The 18,636-nt window shown below is 66.7% G+C and carries 20 protein-coding genes; 8 read left to right on the plus strand and 12 right to left on the minus strand.

All coding sequences use genetic code 11. The features are described 5' to 3' along the window. Position 1: 1 nt before the first annotated feature. Together ABQE93_RS13105 and ABQE93_RS13110 are read right to left on the minus strand one after the other, a co-directional pair. A complete protein-coding gene (locus ABQE93_RS13105) occupies positions 2-514 on the minus strand; it encodes an MOSC domain-containing protein (protein ID WP_448407397.1) in 513 nt (170 codons plus the stop codon). Next, positions 499-984 carry an MOSC N-terminal beta barrel domain-containing protein gene (locus ABQE93_RS13110; protein WP_448407395.1) on the minus strand — a complete coding sequence of 162 codons (486 nt, stop codon included), beginning with the start codon at positions 982-984 and terminating at the stop codon, positions 499-501. The genes ABQE93_RS13105 and ABQE93_RS13110 overlap by 16 nt, the downstream gene beginning before the upstream one ends. A 56-nt stretch (positions 985-1,040) precedes the next feature. Here ABQE93_RS13110 and ABQE93_RS13115 point away from each other — a divergent pair, with 56 nt between their 5' ends. The 4 genes from ABQE93_RS13115 (at position 1,041) to ABQE93_RS13130 (ending at position 4,148) form a co-directional block, all read left to right on the plus strand. Further along, positions 1,041-1,676 carry a hypothetical protein gene (locus ABQE93_RS13115; protein WP_448407393.1) on the plus strand — a complete coding sequence of 212 codons (636 nt, stop codon included), beginning with the start codon at positions 1,041-1,043 and terminating at the stop codon, positions 1,674-1,676. A 116-nt stretch (positions 1,677-1,792) separates the two neighbouring features. Next, the gene (locus ABQE93_RS13120) at positions 1,793-2,947 is read left to right on the plus strand and encodes a 3-ketosteroid-9-alpha-monooxygenase, oxygenase component (protein ID WP_448407391.1); all 1,155 of its coding nucleotides are present in this window, start codon (positions 1,793-1,795) and stop codon (positions 2,945-2,947) included. Positions 2,948-2,991: 44 nt separating this feature from the next. Beyond that, positions 2,992-3,399 (plus strand): hypothetical protein, encoded by a 408-nt coding sequence (locus ABQE93_RS13125; protein WP_448408022.1) that lies wholly within the window; start codon positions 2,992-2,994, stop codon positions 3,397-3,399. Between the two features lie 110 nt (positions 3,400-3,509). Beyond that, a complete protein-coding gene (locus tag ABQE93_RS13130; protein ID WP_448407389.1) occupies positions 3,510-4,148 on the plus strand; it encodes a sensor domain-containing protein in 639 nt (212 codons plus the stop codon). A gap of 85 nt (positions 4,149-4,233) precedes the next feature. Here the strand turns inward: ABQE93_RS13130 and ABQE93_RS13135 are convergent, their stop codons facing one another. The 3 genes from ABQE93_RS13135 to ABQE93_RS13145 are packed head-to-tail and all read right to left on the minus strand — an operon-like array spanning position 4,234 to position 7,276. Continuing rightward, positions 4,234-5,376: a sulfotransferase family protein gene (locus tag ABQE93_RS13135; RefSeq protein ID WP_448407387.1), complete on the minus strand. Its 1,143-nt coding sequence runs from the start codon at positions 5,374-5,376 to the stop codon at positions 4,234-4,236. After that, positions 5,376-6,149, minus strand: a complete 774-nt coding sequence (locus ABQE93_RS13140) for an SDR family oxidoreductase (RefSeq protein WP_448407385.1) — start codon at positions 6,147-6,149, stop codon at positions 5,376-5,378. Before ABQE93_RS13140 ends, ABQE93_RS13135 begins: the two co-directional genes overlap by 1 nt. Continuing rightward, positions 6,149-7,276 carry a hypothetical protein gene (locus ABQE93_RS13145; RefSeq protein WP_448407383.1) on the minus strand — a complete coding sequence of 376 codons (1,128 nt, stop codon included), beginning with the start codon at positions 7,274-7,276 and terminating at the stop codon, positions 6,149-6,151. Before ABQE93_RS13145 ends, ABQE93_RS13140 begins: the two co-directional genes overlap by 1 nt. An 85-nt stretch (positions 7,277-7,361) precedes the next feature. Between ABQE93_RS13145 and ABQE93_RS13150 the strand changes: the two genes are divergently transcribed. Continuing rightward, on the plus strand, positions 7,362-8,264 hold the full coding sequence (locus ABQE93_RS13150) for an IclR family transcriptional regulator (RefSeq protein WP_448407381.1): 903 nt from the start codon (positions 7,362-7,364) through the stop codon (positions 8,262-8,264). 17 nt (positions 8,265-8,281) lie between these two features. Here ABQE93_RS13150 and ABQE93_RS13155 read toward each other — a convergent pair whose 3' ends face one another. Then, the gene (locus ABQE93_RS13155; RefSeq protein WP_448408071.1) at positions 8,282-8,521 is read right to left on the minus strand and encodes a hypothetical protein; all 240 of its coding nucleotides are present in this window, start codon (positions 8,519-8,521) and stop codon (positions 8,282-8,284) included. Here ABQE93_RS13155 and ABQE93_RS13160 point away from each other — a divergent pair. The 3 genes from ABQE93_RS13160 to ABQE93_RS13170 all read left to right on the plus strand — a co-directional run bounded on the left by ABQE93_RS13160 (position 8,423) and on the right by ABQE93_RS13170 (position 12,449). Then, positions 8,423-11,461, plus strand: a complete 3,039-nt coding sequence (locus ABQE93_RS13160; RefSeq protein ID WP_448408019.1) for a BTAD domain-containing putative transcriptional regulator — start codon at positions 8,423-8,425, stop codon at positions 11,459-11,461. The two genes, ABQE93_RS13155 and ABQE93_RS13160, sit on opposite strands and share 99 nt — an antisense overlap. Positions 11,462-11,587: 126 nt before the next feature. Next, on the plus strand, positions 11,588-11,998 hold the full coding sequence (locus ABQE93_RS13165; RefSeq protein ID WP_448407379.1) for a hypothetical protein: 411 nt from the start codon (positions 11,588-11,590) through the stop codon (positions 11,996-11,998). A gap of 31 nt (positions 11,999-12,029) precedes the next feature. Beyond that, complete coding sequence (locus ABQE93_RS13170; protein ID WP_448407377.1) at positions 12,030-12,449, plus strand: hypothetical protein; 420 nt, start codon at positions 12,030-12,032, stop codon at positions 12,447-12,449. A gap of 59 nt (positions 12,450-12,508) precedes the next feature. Here the strand turns inward: ABQE93_RS13170 and ABQE93_RS13175 are convergent, their stop codons facing one another. From ABQE93_RS13175 to ABQE93_RS13200, 6 genes are read right to left on the minus strand one after another with little or no spacing between them, the layout of a single operon-like run. Continuing rightward, a complete protein-coding gene (locus ABQE93_RS13175) occupies positions 12,509-12,949 on the minus strand; it encodes a hemophore-related protein (protein WP_448407375.1) in 441 nt (146 codons plus the stop codon). 41 nt (positions 12,950-12,990) lie between these two features. Further along, positions 12,991-15,069 (minus strand): RecQ family ATP-dependent DNA helicase, encoded by a 2,079-nt coding sequence (locus tag ABQE93_RS13180; protein WP_448407373.1) that lies wholly within the window; start codon positions 15,067-15,069, stop codon positions 12,991-12,993. 15 nt (positions 15,070-15,084) lie between these two features. Beyond that, a complete protein-coding gene (gene trhA / locus ABQE93_RS13185; protein WP_448408016.1) occupies positions 15,085-15,777 on the minus strand; it encodes a PAQR family membrane homeostasis protein TrhA in 693 nt (230 codons plus the stop codon). Between the two features lie 58 nt (positions 15,778-15,835). Then, positions 15,836-16,897, minus strand: coding sequence for a 4-hydroxy-2-oxovalerate aldolase (gene dmpG / locus ABQE93_RS13190; protein ID WP_448407371.1), 1,062 nt, complete (start codon positions 16,895-16,897; stop codon positions 15,836-15,838). Beyond that, positions 16,894-17,811 (minus strand): acetaldehyde dehydrogenase (acetylating), encoded by a 918-nt coding sequence (locus ABQE93_RS13195; protein ID WP_448407369.1) that lies wholly within the window; start codon positions 17,809-17,811, stop codon positions 16,894-16,896. Before ABQE93_RS13195 ends, dmpG begins: the two co-directional genes overlap by 4 nt. Positions 17,812-17,824: 13 nt before the next feature. Continuing rightward, entirely contained in the window at positions 17,825-18,610 is a 786-nt protein-coding gene (locus ABQE93_RS13200; protein WP_448407367.1) for a 2-keto-4-pentenoate hydratase, read from the minus strand. Positions 18,611-18,636 lie beyond the last annotated feature (26 nt).

The raw sequence follows: 18,636 nt of genomic DNA on the forward strand, positions 1-18,636 counted from the left end.
GCTAGCGTGAAAGCCGTTCGGCTGCAGCGGTTGCCAGGCCGAACGCGAACCGCTTGGCGCGCCGCGCCGCGCTGCCCAGCAGCCGCCGCGGGAGCGCCACCTCACCGAGCGTCACGGGGTCACCGACGTGGACGGCGCCGGCGGTGCCGACCCAGCAGTACACGCCCAGGTTTCGGCCGGCCCGCTGCGCCACCGCCCGGGTGATCCTGCGGTCGACCTCAAGGCCCGGCTGCGCGCGGCTGGGTACCACGCAGCGGATCGTCGGGTTCGTCACGTCCAGGACCGCTCCGCCCAGCGTGAGCCGCCCACCCAGCCACTGCGACTCGGGTAAGTCATCGTCGGGATTGTCCAGCGCCAGAAGAATATTCGGCCGGAACCGGCGAACGTCGAGTTCGGCGTCCAGCTCGGCGCCGATGGTCGCGACGCTGGTGGTGGACAGCACATGGACCGGCGCGGAGTCGACGAAGGCGCCCGGCGGTGTCGAGTAGCGCGCCTGCGTCACCAGATCAGCCATCCGCAGCACCGAAAAGTCAGGCAGCTTTCGGTTTCGGCGATGCCCAGGTCGTTGCGCACCGATGCGATCGACGTGTTGGCGCGTTCGGCGCGGCTCAACCGGTGCAGGCTGGTGTCGTCGGCGGGGGGCAGTGCCGTCAACCGGACCTCGCGGCGGGCGAGCTCGGACAGCTTGGCGTGGACGGCGCCGTCGCTGCTGGACAGTACGGTGCCGTCGGGGAAGCTGATTTCGACTTCGGGCACATTGCCCGGGCCCGCGTCGGCGGGCACCGGGTCGACGTAGCGCGCCGTCGCGGTCAACAGCGCCGGTATCCGTCGCGCCGAGGCGGTGACGTCGCGGGCGACATCACGCACCGCCCACAGGCGGTCGCCGTGCAGGCCGCGGGCACCGATCTCGACCTGCTCGACCGGCCCTCCGCCCAGCGATTTGACCGGATAACGCCACAGTTGACAGATCTGGCCGATTGTCATCTCGACACCGTACCGTCGGCATCAGCGCATACGGATTTTTCAGTACCGTGAAACGGATGATCGCCGACCGCCGCCTGAAGTCGCTGTCCGCCGCCGCTGCAGCGGTGTTGATCTGTGCTGCCGCGGTCGGCTGTGAAACGACGGGCCCCGACCCCAACGGCGGCGGTGCGCAGGACCCCGCCGCCGCCCCGACGACCACGTCGGCGCAGGGCTCTCCAACGACGAGCCCGACCGATACCGCGCAGGACTACAGCCACCTGCTGCTTACCGCATCCGACCTCAGCGACGACGAGGACACGTTCACGGTTGCGTCGACCAACCCCGGGCCGGGCGGGTTGCCCGGCGCAAGTGCCCTGTTCGTCAACCAGGACGACACCCGCGCCATCTCGAACACGATCGTGATCTATCCCGACGCCGAGACGGCAACCAAGACGCTGCGCGAAGCCCTACCCAGCATCGACACTGCGGTCGCGGGCGCGACACCGCAGCCGGTTCCGGTCGGCGCCGACGGCACCATTGCCGTCGGTACGTCGCCGGACGGCACCAAGGCGGCCACGCTGCTGCTGTTCACGCACGGTCCGGCCTTGGCGCGCCTGGAGTTCCAGAGCGCGCTGGGCGATGCCACCACCGACGAGTTCGTCATCAACATCGGCAAGATGCAGCAGATCGCCCTGCGCACCGCCCTGCGGTGACGTAACCGACGAATATTCAGCGAGTTTTTGCGCAGGTAGAGGCGTTTAGATTGCGCCCGGCACGGGAAAAACTGTAACGTGTTCTAGTTAGAGACACAGAACCGGGGAGGCCCACCGTGAACACGGAAACCGCAGGAATCCGCGAGATTGATACCGGCACCCTGCCCGATCGGTATGCGCGCGGCTGGCACTGCCTGGGGCCGGTGCAGAACTTTCTGGACGGCAAGCCCCACGGCGTCGAGATCTTCGGCACGATGCTGGTCGTTTTCGCCGACTCCAAGGGCAACCTGAACGTGCTCGACGGGTACTGCCGGCACATGGGCGGAAACCTGGCGCAGGGCACGATCAAGGGCGATGAGGTCGCCTGCCCGTTCCACGACTGGCGCTGGGGCGGCGACGGCAAATGCAAGCTGGTGCCCTACGCCAAGCGCACCCCCCGGCTGGCGCGCACCCGCGCGTGGCACACCGACGTCCGCGGCGGCCTGCTGTTCGTCTGGCACGACCATGAGGGCAACCCGCCGCAGCCCGAGGTGCGCATCCCCGAGATCCCGGAGGTCGAGAACCCTGAGTGGACCGACTGGAAGTGGAACTCGATTTTGATCGAGAACGCCAACTGCCGCGAGATCATCGACAACGTCACGGACATGGCGCACTTCTTCTACATCCACTACGGGCTGCCGACGTACTTCAAGAACGTCTTCGAGGGTCACATCGCGTCGCAGTACCTGCACAACGTGGGCCGGCCCGACATCAACGATATGGGCACCACTTACGGTGAGGCGCACCTGGATTCGGAGGCGTCGTACTTCGGTCCGTCGTTCATGATCAACTGGCTGCACAACAACTACGGCGGATACAAGGCCGAGTCGATCCTGATCAACTGCCACTATCCCGTCACGCAGAACTCGTTCATGTTGCAGTGGGGCGTCATCGTTGAGAAGCCCAAGGGCCTGGACGAGAAGATGACCGAGAAGCTGGCGAACACGTTTACCGACGGTGTCAGCAAGGGCTTCCTGCAGGACGTCGAGATCTGGAAGCACAAGACCCGCATCGACAACCCGCTGTTGGTCGAAGAGGACGGCGCCGTCTACCAGATGCGCCGGTGGTATCAGCAGTTCTACGTCGACGTCGCCGACGTCACGCCCGAGATGACCGACCGCTTCGAGATCGAGGTCGACACCACGGCGGCCAACGAGAAGTGGAACGTCGAGGTCGAGGAGAACCTCAAGCGGCAGGCCGAGGAGAAGGAAAGGGCCGAGCAGAAGTCGTGACCGACGACCGCCAGGCACCAGACGTCGACCGGCTGGCCCGGGCGATGTTGATGCTGCACGGCGGTCATGACGACGACGACCACCCGGTCGGTGACGGCGGCAGCGGTGTAACCCGGTCCAAGGCACGCGTTTTCGGCGCCGATCGGGCCGCGGCGCTGCAGGAGGCCACCCAACGCGACCGCGAACGGTATCTGACCTCGGGACTGGTGTCGGTCGACTGCCGGTTCTGCCATGTTGCTGTCGATGTGAAGAAGCTCGGGCCGACGCATACGTCGGTGCAGTGGAACACCGAGGCGTCGAAGCGCTGTGCGTACTTCAGCGAGATCCGACAGTCCGGCGGCGATCCGGCCCGCGTGCCGTCCTGTCCGAGGCTCACCGACAGCATCAAACACGCGGTTGCCGAAGGGTGTTTGGAGGAACCGTCCTCGGCACCCTCCCCCGGCGACGGCTGAGCCGCTTTGTTCTTCTTCGCCCAAAGGGACAAACGGGCGGGAAAGTGCGAGTAGCTCTCGCCCAAACGTCGATTTCGGCGCGCCGTGCCGTCGTCCCTACACTGCGGCATATGGGTGCGCGCACGGCGGTGCTGTTGGCGAGTGTGGCGCTGGTCGGCTGCACCCGGGTCATCGACACGCCGCAACCGCAGCCCGCCCCGCCGGTGGCGCCCATCACGGCGGGCCAGGTCGGCGATCTGCTCAGCGACAAGGTCGACAAGACCGACGGCAACCTGTTCACCACCGTCGAACCCGACAAATGCAGCGGGGTTGCCAAGGAAGTGGATCCGCCGTTCCTGTTCGACTCCGGCCCGGCCGCCACCGACGGCGGGCACTGGACGGTCTACGAGGCCAGCGCGGTGTACATCGAGGAGATGGTCGCCGTCTACCGCGCCGATTTCGATGCCCAAGAGGCGGTCTCGCAGGCGAGGCACACCATCGAGACGTGCCGCGGCACACCGTTCACCGTCACCGACATGAAGGGCCGCACATACCAGTTCGCGCTGTTACCCGAGGAGGCCTCTGAGTCGCCCGACATTGTGCTGTGGTCCTTCGAGGCCTCCGACTGGGCGTGCGACAACGCGTTCGTGGCTGCGCACAACGCGGCCGTCGAGATCTCCACGTGCGGGGCGGCCGGCGGTCTCGACGCGCTGGCGTTGGCTGCAGATGCGTTGCAACGCATCCAGACGCTGGCCAATACGACGGCCTGACACCGCGCCGAGCCTCGTGAGCAGACGCAGAAGGTGGCCGAACAGAAGCCGGTAACAACATTCACTGTCTGCTCGCCGAAAAAGGCTACAGACCCTTGAACCGTTCCTTGACCTCGTCGGCGGTCAAACCGTAATCGGCCAGCGAATACGTGTGTTTGGGTGCGCGTGGGCCCTGCTGGCTCTCGGCGTAGCGCTGCTGCACCGCCGCGCGCGCCGCGCCGGTGAACTCGATGCCGAAGTGCCGGTAGATCCGTTCGACACAGGCGATCGGGTCGGCGACGAACTCGGAGTAGTCGACATCGCAGAACTGCGCTGGATCGTGCTCGGCGCGAACGGCGTTGAACCGCCGAAGACCTCGTGACCACGTCTCCATGGCGTCTTCGCCGATCTGGGCGCCGACGAACGAGTTCGACCAGCCCGCGGTGGTGTGCTGCGACAGCGAGCACATCGACGCCATGATGGTTTCGGCCGGCCGATGGCATTGCACGATCAATGCGTCGGGATAGGTTTCGAACAATGCGTCGAGCGCGAACAGGTGGCTGGGGTTCTTGAGCACCCAACGTTTTTCGGCGTCGTTGAGGCCGATCAGCTGCAGGTTGCGCCGGTGCCGTTGATACGGTTTGGTCCAATCCTGCTTGGCAAGCCATTGCGAGTACGTCGGCATGTGCGCCAACGTCTCATAGGACACCGAGTGCAGCGACTGCCGCAGCAGCTGCCAGCATTCCTCGACCTCGTCGGCGGTCATGTAGTGCAGCCCGGTGTAGTCCGGGTTCTCGTCGTGGGCCTTCTTGAACCGCGCGTCCAGTTCGGCGAACGCCGGGTTGTCCGGCCAGGTTTCCCGCGGCGGGCGGGGTTGCGGGAACTCAGCGAGCCAGAGCTCAAGGCCCTGGTGGGCCGGATCGGCGGTGAGCAGCCGGTGGATGGCGGTGGTGCCGGTGCGCGGCAGGCCGGTCACGAAGATGGGCCGTTCGATGACGACGTCGGCGTGCTGCGGGAACTGCTTCCACGCCGCCTCCGAAAGCAACCGGGCCACAAGCGCATTGCGGACGAAGAACCGCTGCATCTTGCTGCCGAACTCGGTCAGGTCCGCGTCGCGCTTAAAGGACTCCAGCAGAACGGCCAGCGCCTCCCGGTAGTTGTCGTCATCGGCGCCGAAGTCGTCTAGCCCGCACGCCTTGGTCGCTGACGCGTGCAGGTCTTCGACGGTACCGACATCGGTGCGTGCCATCAGGCTTTGTACTCCCCGCAGTTGACGTCGAGGGCCTGGCCGGTGATGCCGCTGGACAGATCGCTGGCCATGAACAGGATGGCCGAGGCCACCTCGTCCTCGGTGGGCAGCCGTTTGAGGTCCGACGCGGCGGCGGTGGCGTTATAGATCTCCTCGACGGTGGTGCCGTACTTGCCGGCCTGGTGGTTGAAGTAGCTCTCCAACGTGCCGCCCCAAATGTAGCCGGGCAGAACGGAGTTCACCCGGATACCGTGCTCACCCAGTTCGGTGGCCAGCGACTGAGACATCGCCAGCAGCGCGGATTTGGCCATCTTGTAGGCGCCGTACTTGGCCTGCGAGTGCCGCACCACCATCGAGTTCACGTTCACCACCGAACCGTTGGCTTCGGCCAATGCCGGGGTGAAGCCCTGGATCAGCCGCAGCGCACCGAACACGGTCAGCTCGATGGCGTCGCGCATGTGCTCGAACGTGGTGTTGGCCAGGGGTTTCATCGACGGCACCCGAAACGCGTTGTTGATCAACACGTCGACGCGGCCGTAGGCCTTCATCGTCTCCTCGACGAGGTTGTTCACCTGGGCCTCGTCGGTGATGTCGGTGCCCACGGTCACGGCGCGACGGCCGATGTCGGTGACCTGCTTGGCCACATCGTCGAGGCGCTCGACGGTACGCGCGGCGAGTACCAGATCGGCGCCGGCCTCGGCGCACCGGCGCGCCAACGTGGTGCCCAGCGCCGGCCCGACGCCGCTGATGACCACAATTTTGTTCTCGAGCACTAGCCCACCATCCTGTTCTGGATCTGCTGCTGGCGCAGCGCAATCCGGGCCCGCCAGTCCTGATCGGAGATCTTGTTCGATTCGTAGTACGGCAGCGCGCTCGCCAGCTTGTCGAGGTCGACCACTTCGGCGGTGGGCCCGTCGGCCTCGGTCAGCGCGCGCGACAAGCGTTGCCAGCGGAACTGCAGGTAGCCCTTGCGGTGCCCCAGCGTCTCGCACCAGTTCGTCACGCCCGGATTGCCGTCGGCGACGACGATGCGGATCTTGCCGTCCGGATCGGCTTTTGCCTGAGTGCCGTTCAGCGATGTCTGGTGGTTGATGTAGTCCAGCGAGATGTACCACAGGCTGCCCAACTGGAAGCCGAGATACGGTGCGTCGGAGACGGGCAGCGTGATGATCATGGCCTGCTCCGGCGCCAGATCGAAGTGCCCCACCGACGAGTACTGGGTGGCCAGTCCACCCGGGGTCAGCCGAGGTGCGGTCAGCGTGTTGACCGGCAGGTTGTCGTAGAACCACTGCGGAAACTGCAGCCACGTCTTGACCCGCTGCACCAGCTGCTTACCCGCGACGGCGTAGCGCTTGTGGATCGTCTCGGGTGTCAGCGGCGGCGGTGCGGTGCCCACGGTGTCGGTGCGCGCGATGCTGAGGTGGCCGCGCTGCGCGGACCAGTCGTTGTAGACCTCGCGAATGACCAACTGCGCCGGACTGTTCGGAACCACCCGCCATTCGAAGGTGCCGTCGTCGGCGATGTCGAGTTCGCGGTCGTCGAACGCGGCCTGGCTGGGCGGGACGTTGTCGTCGGTGTACTCCCCGCCGATCATTTGAAACGCCAGATCGGTCGTGGTGCCGCGTTTTCCTTTCACGACGTACTCGTGGTTGGCCTGCACCCGGGTGCCGAAGTACAGCGCGTCGGGGTTGTCGAGGCCCATCTTGGTGAACGGCCCCGTCCCTGACTGCAGGAAGGGGTGGTCGCGTTCGTAGTCGAATGCCAGGTGGGTGCATGCGGAGATGCACCCGGCGAGGTATTGCAGGCCCTCGAGTAGGTCGGCTTCGGATTCGATGAAGGGCGCCTCGGTGACCAGTCGCTCGGCCTCGGCGATGGCGTCGATCAGTGGCTGCGAGTACACGCCTTGAAACTAGAACCCGTTCTAGCAAGAGTCAATATTTCGACCGCTGCGGTACATATATGGAACAAAAGAGTACGCTGCTGACGTGTCCACCCCGACCGGCCGCGCGTCACCTCCGACCGATCGGGTGGTACGCGTCCTGGACTATCTCGCGGACCGTCCCACGGAGCGCTTCGGTGTGTCGGACCTGGCGCGCCGCGTGGGTCTGAGCAAGCCCACCTGCCTGGGCATCGTCACCGCGTTGTGCGACGCGGGCTACCTGGTGCGCGACGGCGCCGACAAGACCTACCGGCTGGGCCCGTCGCTGATCACCCTCGGTCACCGGGCCCAGGAGTCGATGCGCGTCAACCCCGCCGCACGGGAGGAACTGCGTCGGCTCTCGGCGCGGTTCGGCGTCACCGCGGCGCTCTCGGGCGTGGTCGACGACCGGATCACGGTGCTAGACCTGGTGGCGCCGCCCGGCGCCCGGCCCGGGGTCGAGGTCGGCCAGAGCTATCCGTTCGCCCCGCCGGTGGGCCTGATGTTCGTGCTGTGGGACGACGAGGCCGAACGCGAATGGTTGGCCAAGGAGCCTACGCTGCCGTTGCGGACCAACACCGGACGCCTGAACCGGGTGGTCGGAGAGTGCCGCGCGGATGGATACCTCGTCGAGCGGCTGACGCCCGGTGGGCGCCGGCTGTACTCCCTGATGGCCGGTATGTCGACCGACTTGCCCGACGAATTACGCGCTCTGCTGGGCGAATTGGTGTCCGACATCGGCGAGCGGGTGTATCTGCGCGACGAGAACTCCGGTCCCCGCAGGCGCCATGACATCAGCGTGATCTCGGCGCCGGTGTACGACCACTACCGACGACAGGTCATGGTCGCCTCGATGCACATCGGAACGGCGCTGACCGACGCCGAGATCACCGAGCGAGCACGCGCTTTGGTCGCGACGGCCGACGCCGTGACGGCGCAGCTGGGCGGGGTGAAACCGACGCAGCCTTAGCCCCTCAACGTATACGCTCACCTGGTGAAAGCCGGTGGAGCGGCGCGGTGAGCGGGAGGCCGGTTTTCGGCGTCCTCGGCCCGGTCGCGGTGGGCGTCGACGGTGACGAGCCACTCGCCTTGGGTGGCCGCAAACAGCGCGAACTTCTGGGGCTGCTGTTGCTCTCGCCGAACAGGATCCTGCCCGCGGACCAGATCGCCGACGCGCTCTGGTGCGGCGACCCACCGCCGAGCGCGGACGTCACGCTGCGCGCCCACGTATCGCGGCTGCGGTCACGGCTCGCCACGGTCGGCGCAGAAGATGCGCTCGTCACCCGGCAGGCCGGTTACGGCATGTTCGTGCAACCCGATCGGCTCGATACCGCCCGGTTCGAACGGCGGCTCCGCGCCGGCCAAGAGGCGCTACGGGTCGGCGACCCGGTGCGCGCATCCGAACTGCTCGGCGATGCGCTGCGCCTGTGGCGCGGAGCCGTGCTCGAGGACTTGGGGCAACCCCAATTCGCCGCCGCCGAGACGGCGCGCCTCGACGAACTTCGGTTGGTCGCAACGGAGTACCGCATCGACGCCGATCTTGCGCTCGGTCGGCACCATGCGGTGATCAGCGAACTCCAACGGTTGGCCGCGGCGCATCCCTATCGCGAGCAGGTGCACTGCAGGCTCATGTTGGCGCTGTACCGGTCAGGGCGGCAAGCCGACGCGCTCGCCGTCGCAGCGTCGGCGCGCAGACGCCTCTGTGACGAACTCGGCGTCGACCCTGGCCCTGCGCTTCGCGACCTCGAAACCGAGATCTTGCGCCACGATCCGTCGCTGCTGCACACGGTCGACGCCTCGCCGCGCAGCGATGCGGCTCCGCCTGCCGCGGTGACCAAGTACCGGCCGTCGACGCCGACGCGCCGACTCGTTCGTCGCCCGCGCCTGATCGACGCGGTGCGCGCCGACGGCCCCCGCCGGCTGATCGTCATCCACGGGCCGGCCGGGTTCGGCAAGACGACACTGGCTGTGCAGTGGCGCGAAGCGCTGGTCGAAGAGGGTGTCGCGGTGGCGTGGCTGACCGTCGATGACGACGACAACAACGAGGTGCGGTTCCTTGCCCACCTGATCGACGCCGTACGCACCGTGCGTCCATCGCTGGCACTAGAACTGCGCCAAGCGCTGGAGGAGCGCGGCGCCGCCGCTACACGCTACGCGCTGACGGCATTGATCAACGACATCGAGACCAACGACGCCCCAACGTGTGTGGTCATCGACGACTGGCATCGCATCACCGACGACGCGACCACCGAGGTCATGGCATACCTGCTCGACCACAGCGGTCCGCACCTGCAGGTCGTCGTGACCACGCGCAGCCGCTCGGGATTGCCGCTTGGCCGCATGCGGGTACGGGACGAGCTCGTCGAGATCGACTCCGCTGCTCTGCGTTTCGATACCTCCGAGTCGCATACCTTACTCGTCGAGCTCGGCGGGCTGGCGCTGACAGGCTCGGAGGTCGCGAAGCTCGAACGAACCACCGAGGGCTGGGTCGCCGCACTACAGCTCGCATCGCTGTCGCTTCGCAACTGCGACGACCCCACCGCCTTGATCGAGCGCATGTCGGGACGCCACCATGCCATCGGCGAGTACCTGGCCGAGAACGTGCTCGATTCACTCGACCCGGAAATGCTCGACTTCCTCAGGGCCACATCGGTTGTCGAGCGTGTCTCCGGTGATCTGGCTTCCGCGTTGGCCGGTGTCACCAACGGCCAGGCTCTTCTGGAGGATGCAGAGAGGCGCGACCTGTTTCTGCGTCGGCTCGACGACGAGCGAGAGTGGTTCTGCTATCACCAACTGTTCGCGGAGTTCCTGCGCCGTCGTCTGGAATACGATCAGCCGCAACGGATCCCGGGATTGCATGCGACCGCATCCAAGTGGTTCGCTGACCACAACCTGCTTCGCGAGGCCATCAGCCATGCGGTCGCGGCCGGAGACGAGGACCGTGCCATCGACCTCATCGAGCGGCACGAGGTCGATCTGGAGCAACAAGCGCAGCTGTCGACGCTGCGGGCGCTGGTTGCCACGTTGCCGCCGAAAATCCCCACGCCCAGTCCCAGACTGCAACTTTTTCTAGCGCGCGCACACAGCCTGCTGCAACAGCCGGAAGGGGCCCGCGCCGCGCTGGATGGGTTCGAGACCGCGCTCGAAGCGAGGAATCTTTCACCCTCCGAAGTTTGGGAAATGCGGGTCGAGGCAGATGTTTTCCGCGCGCTTGCCGAAGTCTGGACCGACCGAGACACCGGCGTGGATGAGTTGTTATCCGATTGCTTGTCACGGCCGGAAGCCCTGTCACCCTTCGTTGTCGGCACCGCGGCGAACGTCGCGTCGTTCCTCGAGATCTCTCGGTTCGATTATGCCGCCGCCCGCCGATGGCAGGACTGGGCTGCCGAATACCACCATCGGTGCGGCAACTCGTTCGTGCTGATCTACGGGCACTGTCTTGCGGCTATTGCTGCTTCGCAGCAACTCGACATAGTGGAAGCGGAACGTCGGCTCCGCGAGGCGGTACGGATCGCCAGGCAATCGCAGGCGCCTTTCTCGCACGCGGCGCGAGTCGCCTATGCGCTGCTGGCGGAGGTGCTTTACGAGCGTGGGGAACTGAGCGATGCCGACCGCCTGCTCGAAGACAGCGGCCGGTTCGGCACGGGTGGCGGTCCGCCGGTGGAGTTCATGATCGCCCGCTGCTGCGCCGGGGCGCGGATCAAGGTCGCGATCGGCCAGCACGACGCTGCGCACAGGCTGCTGGACGAAGGATCGCAAGTAGCGAGGGCCGTCGGCCTTACGCGGCTCGGCGCGGCTGTGGAGGTGGAGCGGCTGCGGCTGAACGTGCCCGCCGAGTCCCTCAACCCCATCGGATCGACGCCCGACGACGGGCTCGGTGCCGAGATCACCGCTCAGCTGCGCGACGAGGCGGAGATCCTGCGGCTCCTCGACACCGACCCCGGCCTGGCGTGTGAACGCGCTATGTCCTGGGTGAAAAGGCTCGAGCGGCAGGCGCGCCCGCGCGCACTGCTTCAGGGGAACCGTCTGTTGGTGGCCGCACTCGTTGCGGCGGACCGCATCGACCAAGCCACACAACTGCTGGCACAGCTCACCGCCCAGTGCGCCGAAGTCGGCATGGTGCGCTACCTGGCCGACGGCGGTCCGCAGGTCACCGCGCTGACCTGAGTTATTGCAACGACGCTGCAACGCAACTGCAACCACGATTCGCGACGGTGGTTCCGTCATATCTCTCATCACTGCATTTGCGGGGGAATCAGCCGGTGAGCAAGTGATCGACTGAAGGGAAACAAGATGAAGAACTATGGGTTGTGGGTGTTCGGACCCGCTGTAATCGCCGTGGCGATCGGCGGACTCGTCCCGCCGGCGGTCTCTCAGGCGAAAGACGAGTGGGACATCGGGGCGTTCGACGCTTGCTACGACAAAGCGGTCGACGACTACGTGGTTGTCCATCTGGATTCAGAGCGGTTTTCGAGCGATCTGAAAGCCTGCTGCGATATGTCCGGCGGGCAGTGGAACGCCGGGCTGGGCAAGTGCGAGGCGCCGCCCGCAACGGCCCAGACCGCACCACAAAGCCCCGGCGAAGTCGTCCAAGCGCCCAGCGCGGGAACAGCCGATCCCGGCCAGAACCCCGAACGCACCGGCAGCGGCACCTACGAAGCGGTACCGATCGGCCCCGGCGGGCCTGTCCTCTACATGCCCTGACAAATCCATCGACTCTCAAAAGGAACGAAAAATGAGCCTTCGATTCATCACCCTCGGTGTCACCGCGGTCGGTCTCCTCCTGGGTGGGTTGATCCAACCAGCTGTCTCCCACGGGAAGGACTCCTGGGACATCGGGGCGTACGACACGTGCGTCGACGGCGCAAACAAGCGGTACGGCAACGGCACGACCACCGCCCAGACGTATCGCGACGAAATTAGGTTCTGCTGCGAAATGTCGGGCGGCGAATGGAACTCGACTGGCAATTTCGGTCGCGGCAAGTGCGAGGCGCCGCCCGCGACAGCCCAGACCGCACCACAAAGCCCCGGTGAAGTCGTCCAAGCGCCCACCGCGGGGACAGCCGATCCCGGCCAGAACCCCGAACGCACCGGCGACGGCACGTACGAAGTGGTGCCGGTCGGCCCCGGCGGACCGGTTCTGTACATGCCGTAGCCGCCCGAACGCACTTGTGGCGCCGGTCGAAACCGGCGCCACAAGGTCGCACTATTGGGTTAGGCGTCAGTCAGCGCCTCGGAAATCGGCGTCGGGTTCACCTCAACGCCACACTGATTCGAGATTTCCGCTGCCGGCTGGTTGATCGCCTTCAGCTCCGATTCGACCTGCGGGTTCTGCTCGAAGTATGCGCTGAACGCCTCGGTCGGCTCGGCAGGCGACTGCGTCGTGATCTGCGTCAGCGCCTGGTTCGCCTCCGGGTTGGCGGCGAGGTAGGTGCCGGTCGACGCCGCCACCGTGCTCGAGGTGGTGGCAATCGCGCTCACGCTGCAGTCGGTCTCCTGCGCCGGTTGTGCGTTGACGACCGGCGTGACGATCGCTGCGGACCCGAAAGCAAGCAGACCCCCGGCGAACATTCCGTACAGACCGCGTCGAACGGTCGTTGCGGACATTTTCATGAATTTCTCTCCTTCGGTCTGCGACTCGGTGGTCGCTCCCAAGGGGCTAACCCGTGCCCGGGGAAGGCTAAACAAACCCCAGCTCAGCTCACGCTGGCCAGCGCAAACGGCAGCACCTCGGCCGCGCCCGATGCCCTGACCAGCCGCGATGCCATCGTCAGCGTCCACCCCGTATCGGTCACGTCGTCCACCAGCAGCACCGGACCTGCGTTTCCGGCCAGGTCAGGCGGCTGCCACGCACCGTCCAGCGCAGCCACGCGGTAGGCCGAATTCGCCGCGGTCACCGGCCTGCGCCCAGGCGCATAGCGCAGCACCCCAAGGTCGTTCAGCCGACCCAGGCGGGCGAGTTCGCGCGCCAGCGACGTGATCAGCGCGGGATGGGTGTCCGAATCCAGCGCCATCACCGCCGTCGGGCGGGTCTCCCAATCCCACGCCGCCAACACCTGCACCGCGGCCTCGACCACCTCACCCGGCACCTCCGCATCGGGTTCGTCGAGCAGGCGGCGCAACCGCGCGCCCCACCCGAGGTCCGTCAACCGCCCGATGACCCGGCCGGTTGCCGGGCCGTCGGTGATGCGGCCACGAAGGTTCAGCCCGATTTTGTCCAGCCCGGTCGGCCACTGCTTCCGCGGAGACAACTCGACGCCGGGCCGCATGAGCCGGGCTCGGGTGTCCGCCACGGCGGCGGCGTCGACGACGGCGTCGTAGCGCGCACCCGTGCAGTTGTCACAACGACCGCACCGCTCCCCCTCGACCAGTTCGGGATCGTCGAGTTGTGCTCGCAGGAACGCCATTCGGCAGCCATCGGTCGCTTGGTAGTCGAGCATCGCCTGCTGCTCACGCTTGCGCGCCTCGTCGAGCTTGCGGTAGCGCGCTTCGTCGTAGGTCCACTCCTGACCCGTGCCGACCCAACCGCCCTTGACGCGCCGCACCGCACCGTCGACGTCGAGCACCTTGAGCACCATCTCCAGCCGCGTGCGGTTCAGATCGACGATCGGCTCCAAAGCGGCCGTCGACAGCGGGCGCTCCGGGTCGAGCTCCCGGATCACCTTGCGTACCAGTGCTTCCGGTGGGAACGCGACGGACGCGAAATACCGCCAGACGTCCTGGTCCTCGCGGCCGGGCAGTAGCACCACCTCCGCGCTCTCGGTCGACCGGCCGGCGCGGCCGACCTGCTGGTAGTAGGCGATCGGCGAAGACGGGGCGCCCAGATGTACCACGAAGCCAAGGTCGGGTTTGTCGAACCCCATGCCCAGCGCCGACGTCGCGATCAGCGCCTTGACCCGGTTGGCCAACAGATCCGCCTCGAGCTGTTCGCGCTCCGCCGCCTCGGTCGAACCGGTGTAGGCCGCCACCGGGTGCCCGTGTTCGCGCAGCAGTGCGGCGATGTCGTGGGCCTGCGCCACCGTCAGCGTGTACACGATGCCAGAGCCGGGCAACGAATCCAGATGCGCCGCAAGCCAAGCCGCGCGTTGCGCGGGATTACCGGCCTTCACCACCGACAGCCGCAGCGACTCTCGGTCCAGGCCGCCGCGCAGCACCAGGGTGTCACCGCCGCCGACGCCCAACTGCGCCGCGACATCGTCGACGACGCGGTCATTGGCCGTCGCCGTCGTAGCCAGCACCGGGATGTCGGCGCCGAGTTCGGCGATCAGCGTGCGGATCCGCCGGTAATCGGGGCGGAAGTCGTGGCCCCAGTCGGAGACGCAGTGCGCCTCGTCGACCACGACCAACCCGGCGTCATGGGCCAGCGCGGGCAACACCGCGTCGCGAAAGTCCGGGTTGTTCAACCGTTCTGGGCTCACCAGCAGCACATCGAGGTCACCGGCGCGCACCCGGCGGTGGATGTCGTCCCACTCGGCGACGTTGCTCGAGTTGATGGTCGCGGCGTGCACGCCCGCACGTTCGGCGGCGGCCACCTGGTTGCGCATCAGCGCCAGCAGCGGTGACACGATCACCGTCGGGCCGTGCCCGTCTGCGCGCAGCAGTTTGGCGGCGATGAAGTAGACCGCGGACTTGCCCCAACCGGTGCGCTGGACCACCAATGCGCGCCGACGGTGTACGACCAACGCCTCGATCGCGGCCCACTGGTCGTCGCGCAACTTCGCCTGCGGCCCGGCCAACTGCTCGAGGATCGTTTGGGCTTGCTCTCGCGTTGTCATCGCTCCATCGTGCAACTAGGTAACGACAAGCCAGATCGCGACGAAGTGGCAGACCGCTGCAGCCACGGTGAACGCGTGGAAGAACTCATGGTGCCCGAACGTCTGCGGCCATGGGTTGGGCCATTGCACGCCGTAGACGACGGCGCCGAGGCTGTAGAGCACCGCGCCGGCGACCAGGAGGGCGACGACCGCCAGACCTGCTCCGTCAAGCAGGGTTTCGGCGAACCAGACGGCGACGTAGCCGAGCAGAAGATACAGCGGCACACCGACCCATCGGGGCGTCGACGGCCACACCAACTTGAGCGCAACGCCCAGCCCGGCCCCCGTCCAGACGATGGCCAACATCTTCGATCCGATCTGCGGCGGCATCGCCACCACCGCCAGTGGCGTGTATGTGGCGGCGATGAATATGAACACCGTCGAGTGGTCGACGCGCATCATCCATCGGTGCGCGACCGCCGAAACCCAGCGGACCCGGTGATAGACGGCGCTGACGGCGAACATGGCGATGATGGCGGCCACGTAGACCAGCGCCGACCATCCGGCGCGCGGGGTGCCCGAACTCCACGCAACGGGCACCATCGCCGCACCGGCGACGACGGCCACTACCGCGAAGATGAGGTGGATCCAGCCCCGTGCGCGCGGGGGGCCGGTGAGGTCCCCGACGCGGACGGCGTTTGCGCCTGCTGCCAGTAGCTGGTCCGTCAGATCCCCCCGATGTCGTGGGGCAGTCGAAAACCCACGCCGAGGGTACCGGCCGGATGCGCTAGCCGGCGGTCGACGCGGCGTCCTGTTCGCGCTTGATCTCCAGCGCGATGTCGATGAGCTGGTCCTCCTGGCCGCCGATCAGCTTGCGCTGCCCCGCGCGGTGCAGCAGTTGGTGGGCGGGCACGCCGTAGCGCTCCGACTGGCGGATCGCGTGCTTGAGGAAGCTCGAGTACACCCCGGAGTAGCCCATGATCAGCGCGTTGCGGTCCAGCAGGCACTCGGCGGGCATCGCGGGCGCGACGACCTCTTCGGCCGCATCGGCGATGTCGAAGAAGTCGATACCGGTCTTGACGCCGATCTTGTCGAACACCCCGATCAGCGCCTCGACGGGAGCGTTGCCCGCGCCCGCGCCGAACCGGCGGCAGGACCCGTCGATCTGCTTGGCTCCCGCACGCACCGCCTCGATCGAGTTGGCGACGCCGAGCCCGAGGTTCTCGTGACCGTGAAATCCAACTTGAGCATCCGACCCCAACTCGGCCACGAGCGCCTGAACCCGGTCCCGGACGCCCTCGAGCACCAGGGCGCCTGCGGAGTCGACGACGTAGACGCACTGGCAGCCGGCGTCGGCCATGATGCGGGCCTGGGCGGCCAGCTTCTCCGGCGGAATTGTGTGGCTCATCATCAGGAAGCCGACGGTCTCCAGGCCCAGCTCGCGCGCCAGGCCGAAGTGCTGGATCGACACGTCGGCCTCGGTGCAGTGGGTGGCGATGCGGCAGATCGACCCGCCGTTGTTCTGGGCTTCCTTGATGTCCTCCTTGGTGCCGACACCGGGCAGCATCAGAAAGGCGATCTTGGATTCCTTGGCCGTCTGGGCGGCCAGCTTGATCAGCTCCTGCTCCGGGGTCTTGGAGAACCCGTAGTTGAAGCTCGACCCGCCGAGCCCATCACCGTGGGTCACCTCGATGACCGGCACGCCCGCGGCGTCCAGCGCGGCGACGATCGCATGCACCTCGTCCTTGGTGAACTGGTGACGTTTGTGGTGGCTGCCGTCACGCAGGGAGGTGTCCGTCATCCGGACGTCCCAGATCGGGTTGAAGTAGATCTCGTCGGTAACACTCATGCCTGGCCTCCTGCCGTCGTGGCGAGGGATTCTTTCGCGATCTCCTCGCCTACCTTGGCCGCCGCGGCGGTCATGATGTCCAGGTTTCCAGCGTAGGGCGGCAGGTAGTCGCCCGCACCCTCCACCTCGATAAATGTTGTGACGAGGTGGTTGCCGCCGTTGACCACCGACGGTTCGTCGAACTGCGGGTCGTTGAGCAGCCGGTATCCGGGCACGTACGTCTGCACCTCGGCGACGACGTCGCGGATGGATTGCGTGATCGCGTCGTGGTCGGCATCTTCGGGGATCGCGCAGAAGATGGTGTCGCGCATGATCATCGGTGGCTCGGCCGGGTTGAGGATGATGATGGCCTTGCCCCGCTGGGCGCCGCCGATCACCTCCACCCCGGCGGCCGTGGTCTTGGTGAACTCGTCGATGTTGGCCCTGGTGCCCGGCCCGGCCGACGCCGACGACACCGAGGCGACGATCTCGGCGTACGGCACGTCGACGGCGCGGGAAACCGCGTACACGATCGGGATCGTCGCCTGTCCCCCGCAGGTGACCATGTTGACGTTGGGAGCGTCGAGGTGCTCACGCAGGTTGGCCGGCGGGATCACGCCGGGCCCGATCGCCGCGGGTGTCAGGTCGATCGCGCGGATACCGGCGTCGGCGTACTTCGGCGCCGCGTCGCGATGCACATAGGCGCTGGTGGCCTCGAACACCATGTCGGGCTTCTCGCTCTGGGCCAGCAGCCAGTCCACGCCTTCGTGCGACGTCTCCAGCCCGAGCTTGCGGGCGCGGGCCAGACCCTCGCTCTCCGGGTCGATGCCGATCATCCAGCGCGGTTCCAACCACTCCGAACGCAGCAACTTGTAGAGCAGGTCGGTGCTGATGTTGCCCGACCCGACGATCGCTACCGAGGCCTTCTCAGACATAGCTGCTCCCTAACTATTCGAAACTCAGGCGCACCGAGCCGAGCCCGGCGAAATCTGCGACGTACTCAGCGCCGGGGGTCGCGTCGAACGCCTTGGTGCACGATCCCGGTAACACGATGTCACCCGCCTTGAGACGGACACCGAATCCCTCCACCTTGCGGGCCAGCCAGGCCACGGCGGTCACCGGGTTGCCCAGCACGGCGTCGCTGCGGCCCTTGGCGACGACCTCGCCGTTGCGGGTCAGCACCGCCTCGATGTTGCGGATGTCGATGTCTGAGGGCGCGACGCGGGCCTGGCCGAGCACCCAGCCCGCCGAGGACGCGTTGTCGGCGATCGTGTCGCAGAGCTTGATCTTCCAGTCCTTGATGCGGGTGTCGATCAACTCGATGGCCGGCGCGAACGCCGCCGTCGCGGCCAGCACGTCATCCTCGGTGCAGTCGGCGCCGGGAAGGTCCTCGGCGAGGATGAACCCGACCTCCACCTCGACGCGCGGATAGAGGTAGTCGGCGGATTTCACGGGCTTGTCCTCGAACACCTCCATCTCGTCGAGCAGGTGTCCGTAGTCGGGTTCGTCGACGTTCATCATCTGCTGCATCGCCTTCGACGACAGCCCGACCTTGTGGCCGATGACCTTCGCCCCTTCGGCGACCCGCTGCCGGATGTTGATCAGCTGGATCTCATAGGCATCAACGACGTCGATATCCGGATGGCCGTCGGTCAACGGCGAGATCGGAACCCGGGTGCGCTCGGCCTCGGCCAGATCGGCGGCCAGTCGCTCACGAACCTCGGAACTAAGCATTTACGTGAAGTCCCCTCGTTTCGTCG

The sequence above is a fragment of the Mycolicibacterium sp. XJ662 genome (assembly GCF_053484035.1).

What these genes read in the sequence shown, in the direction of transcription:
- ABQE93_RS13200 (WP_448407367.1), bottom strand. Translation starts at nt 18,610, where the DNA reads ATGCTTAGTTCCGAGGTTCGTGAGCGACTGGCCGCCGATCTGGCCGAG.
- ABQE93_RS13110 (WP_448407395.1), bottom strand. Translation starts at nt 984, where the DNA reads ATGACAATCGGCCAGATCTGTCAACTGTGGCGTTATCCGGTCAAATCG.
- ABQE93_RS13130 (WP_448407389.1), top strand. Translation starts at nt 3,510, where the DNA reads ATGGGTGCGCGCACGGCGGTGCTGTTGGCGAGTGTGGCGCTGGTCGGC.
- ABQE93_RS13125 (WP_448408022.1), top strand. Translation starts at nt 2,992, where the DNA reads ATGTTGATGCTGCACGGCGGTCATGACGACGACGACCACCCGGTCGGT.
- ABQE93_RS13170 (WP_448407377.1), top strand. Translation starts at nt 12,030, where the DNA reads ATGAGCCTTCGATTCATCACCCTCGGTGTCACCGCGGTCGGTCTCCTC.
- ABQE93_RS13135 (WP_448407387.1), bottom strand. Translation starts at nt 5,376, where the DNA reads ATGGCACGCACCGATGTCGGTACCGTCGAAGACCTGCACGCGTCAGCG.
- ABQE93_RS13115 (WP_448407393.1), top strand. Translation starts at nt 1,041, where the DNA reads ATGATCGCCGACCGCCGCCTGAAGTCGCTGTCCGCCGCCGCTGCAGCG.
- dmpG (WP_448407371.1), bottom strand. Translation starts at nt 16,897, where the DNA reads ATGAGTGTTACCGACGAGATCTACTTCAACCCGATCTGGGACGTCCGG.
- ABQE93_RS13105 (WP_448407397.1), bottom strand. Translation starts at nt 514, where the DNA reads ATGGCTGATCTGGTGACGCAGGCGCGCTACTCGACACCGCCGGGCGCC.
- ABQE93_RS13165 (WP_448407379.1), top strand. Translation starts at nt 11,588, where the DNA reads ATGAAGAACTATGGGTTGTGGGTGTTCGGACCCGCTGTAATCGCCGTG.
- ABQE93_RS13180 (WP_448407373.1), bottom strand. Translation starts at nt 15,069, where the DNA reads ATGACAACGCGAGAGCAAGCCCAAACGATCCTCGAGCAGTTGGCCGGG.
- ABQE93_RS13195 (WP_448407369.1), bottom strand. Translation starts at nt 17,811, where the DNA reads ATGTCTGAGAAGGCCTCGGTAGCGATCGTCGGGTCGGGCAACATCAGC.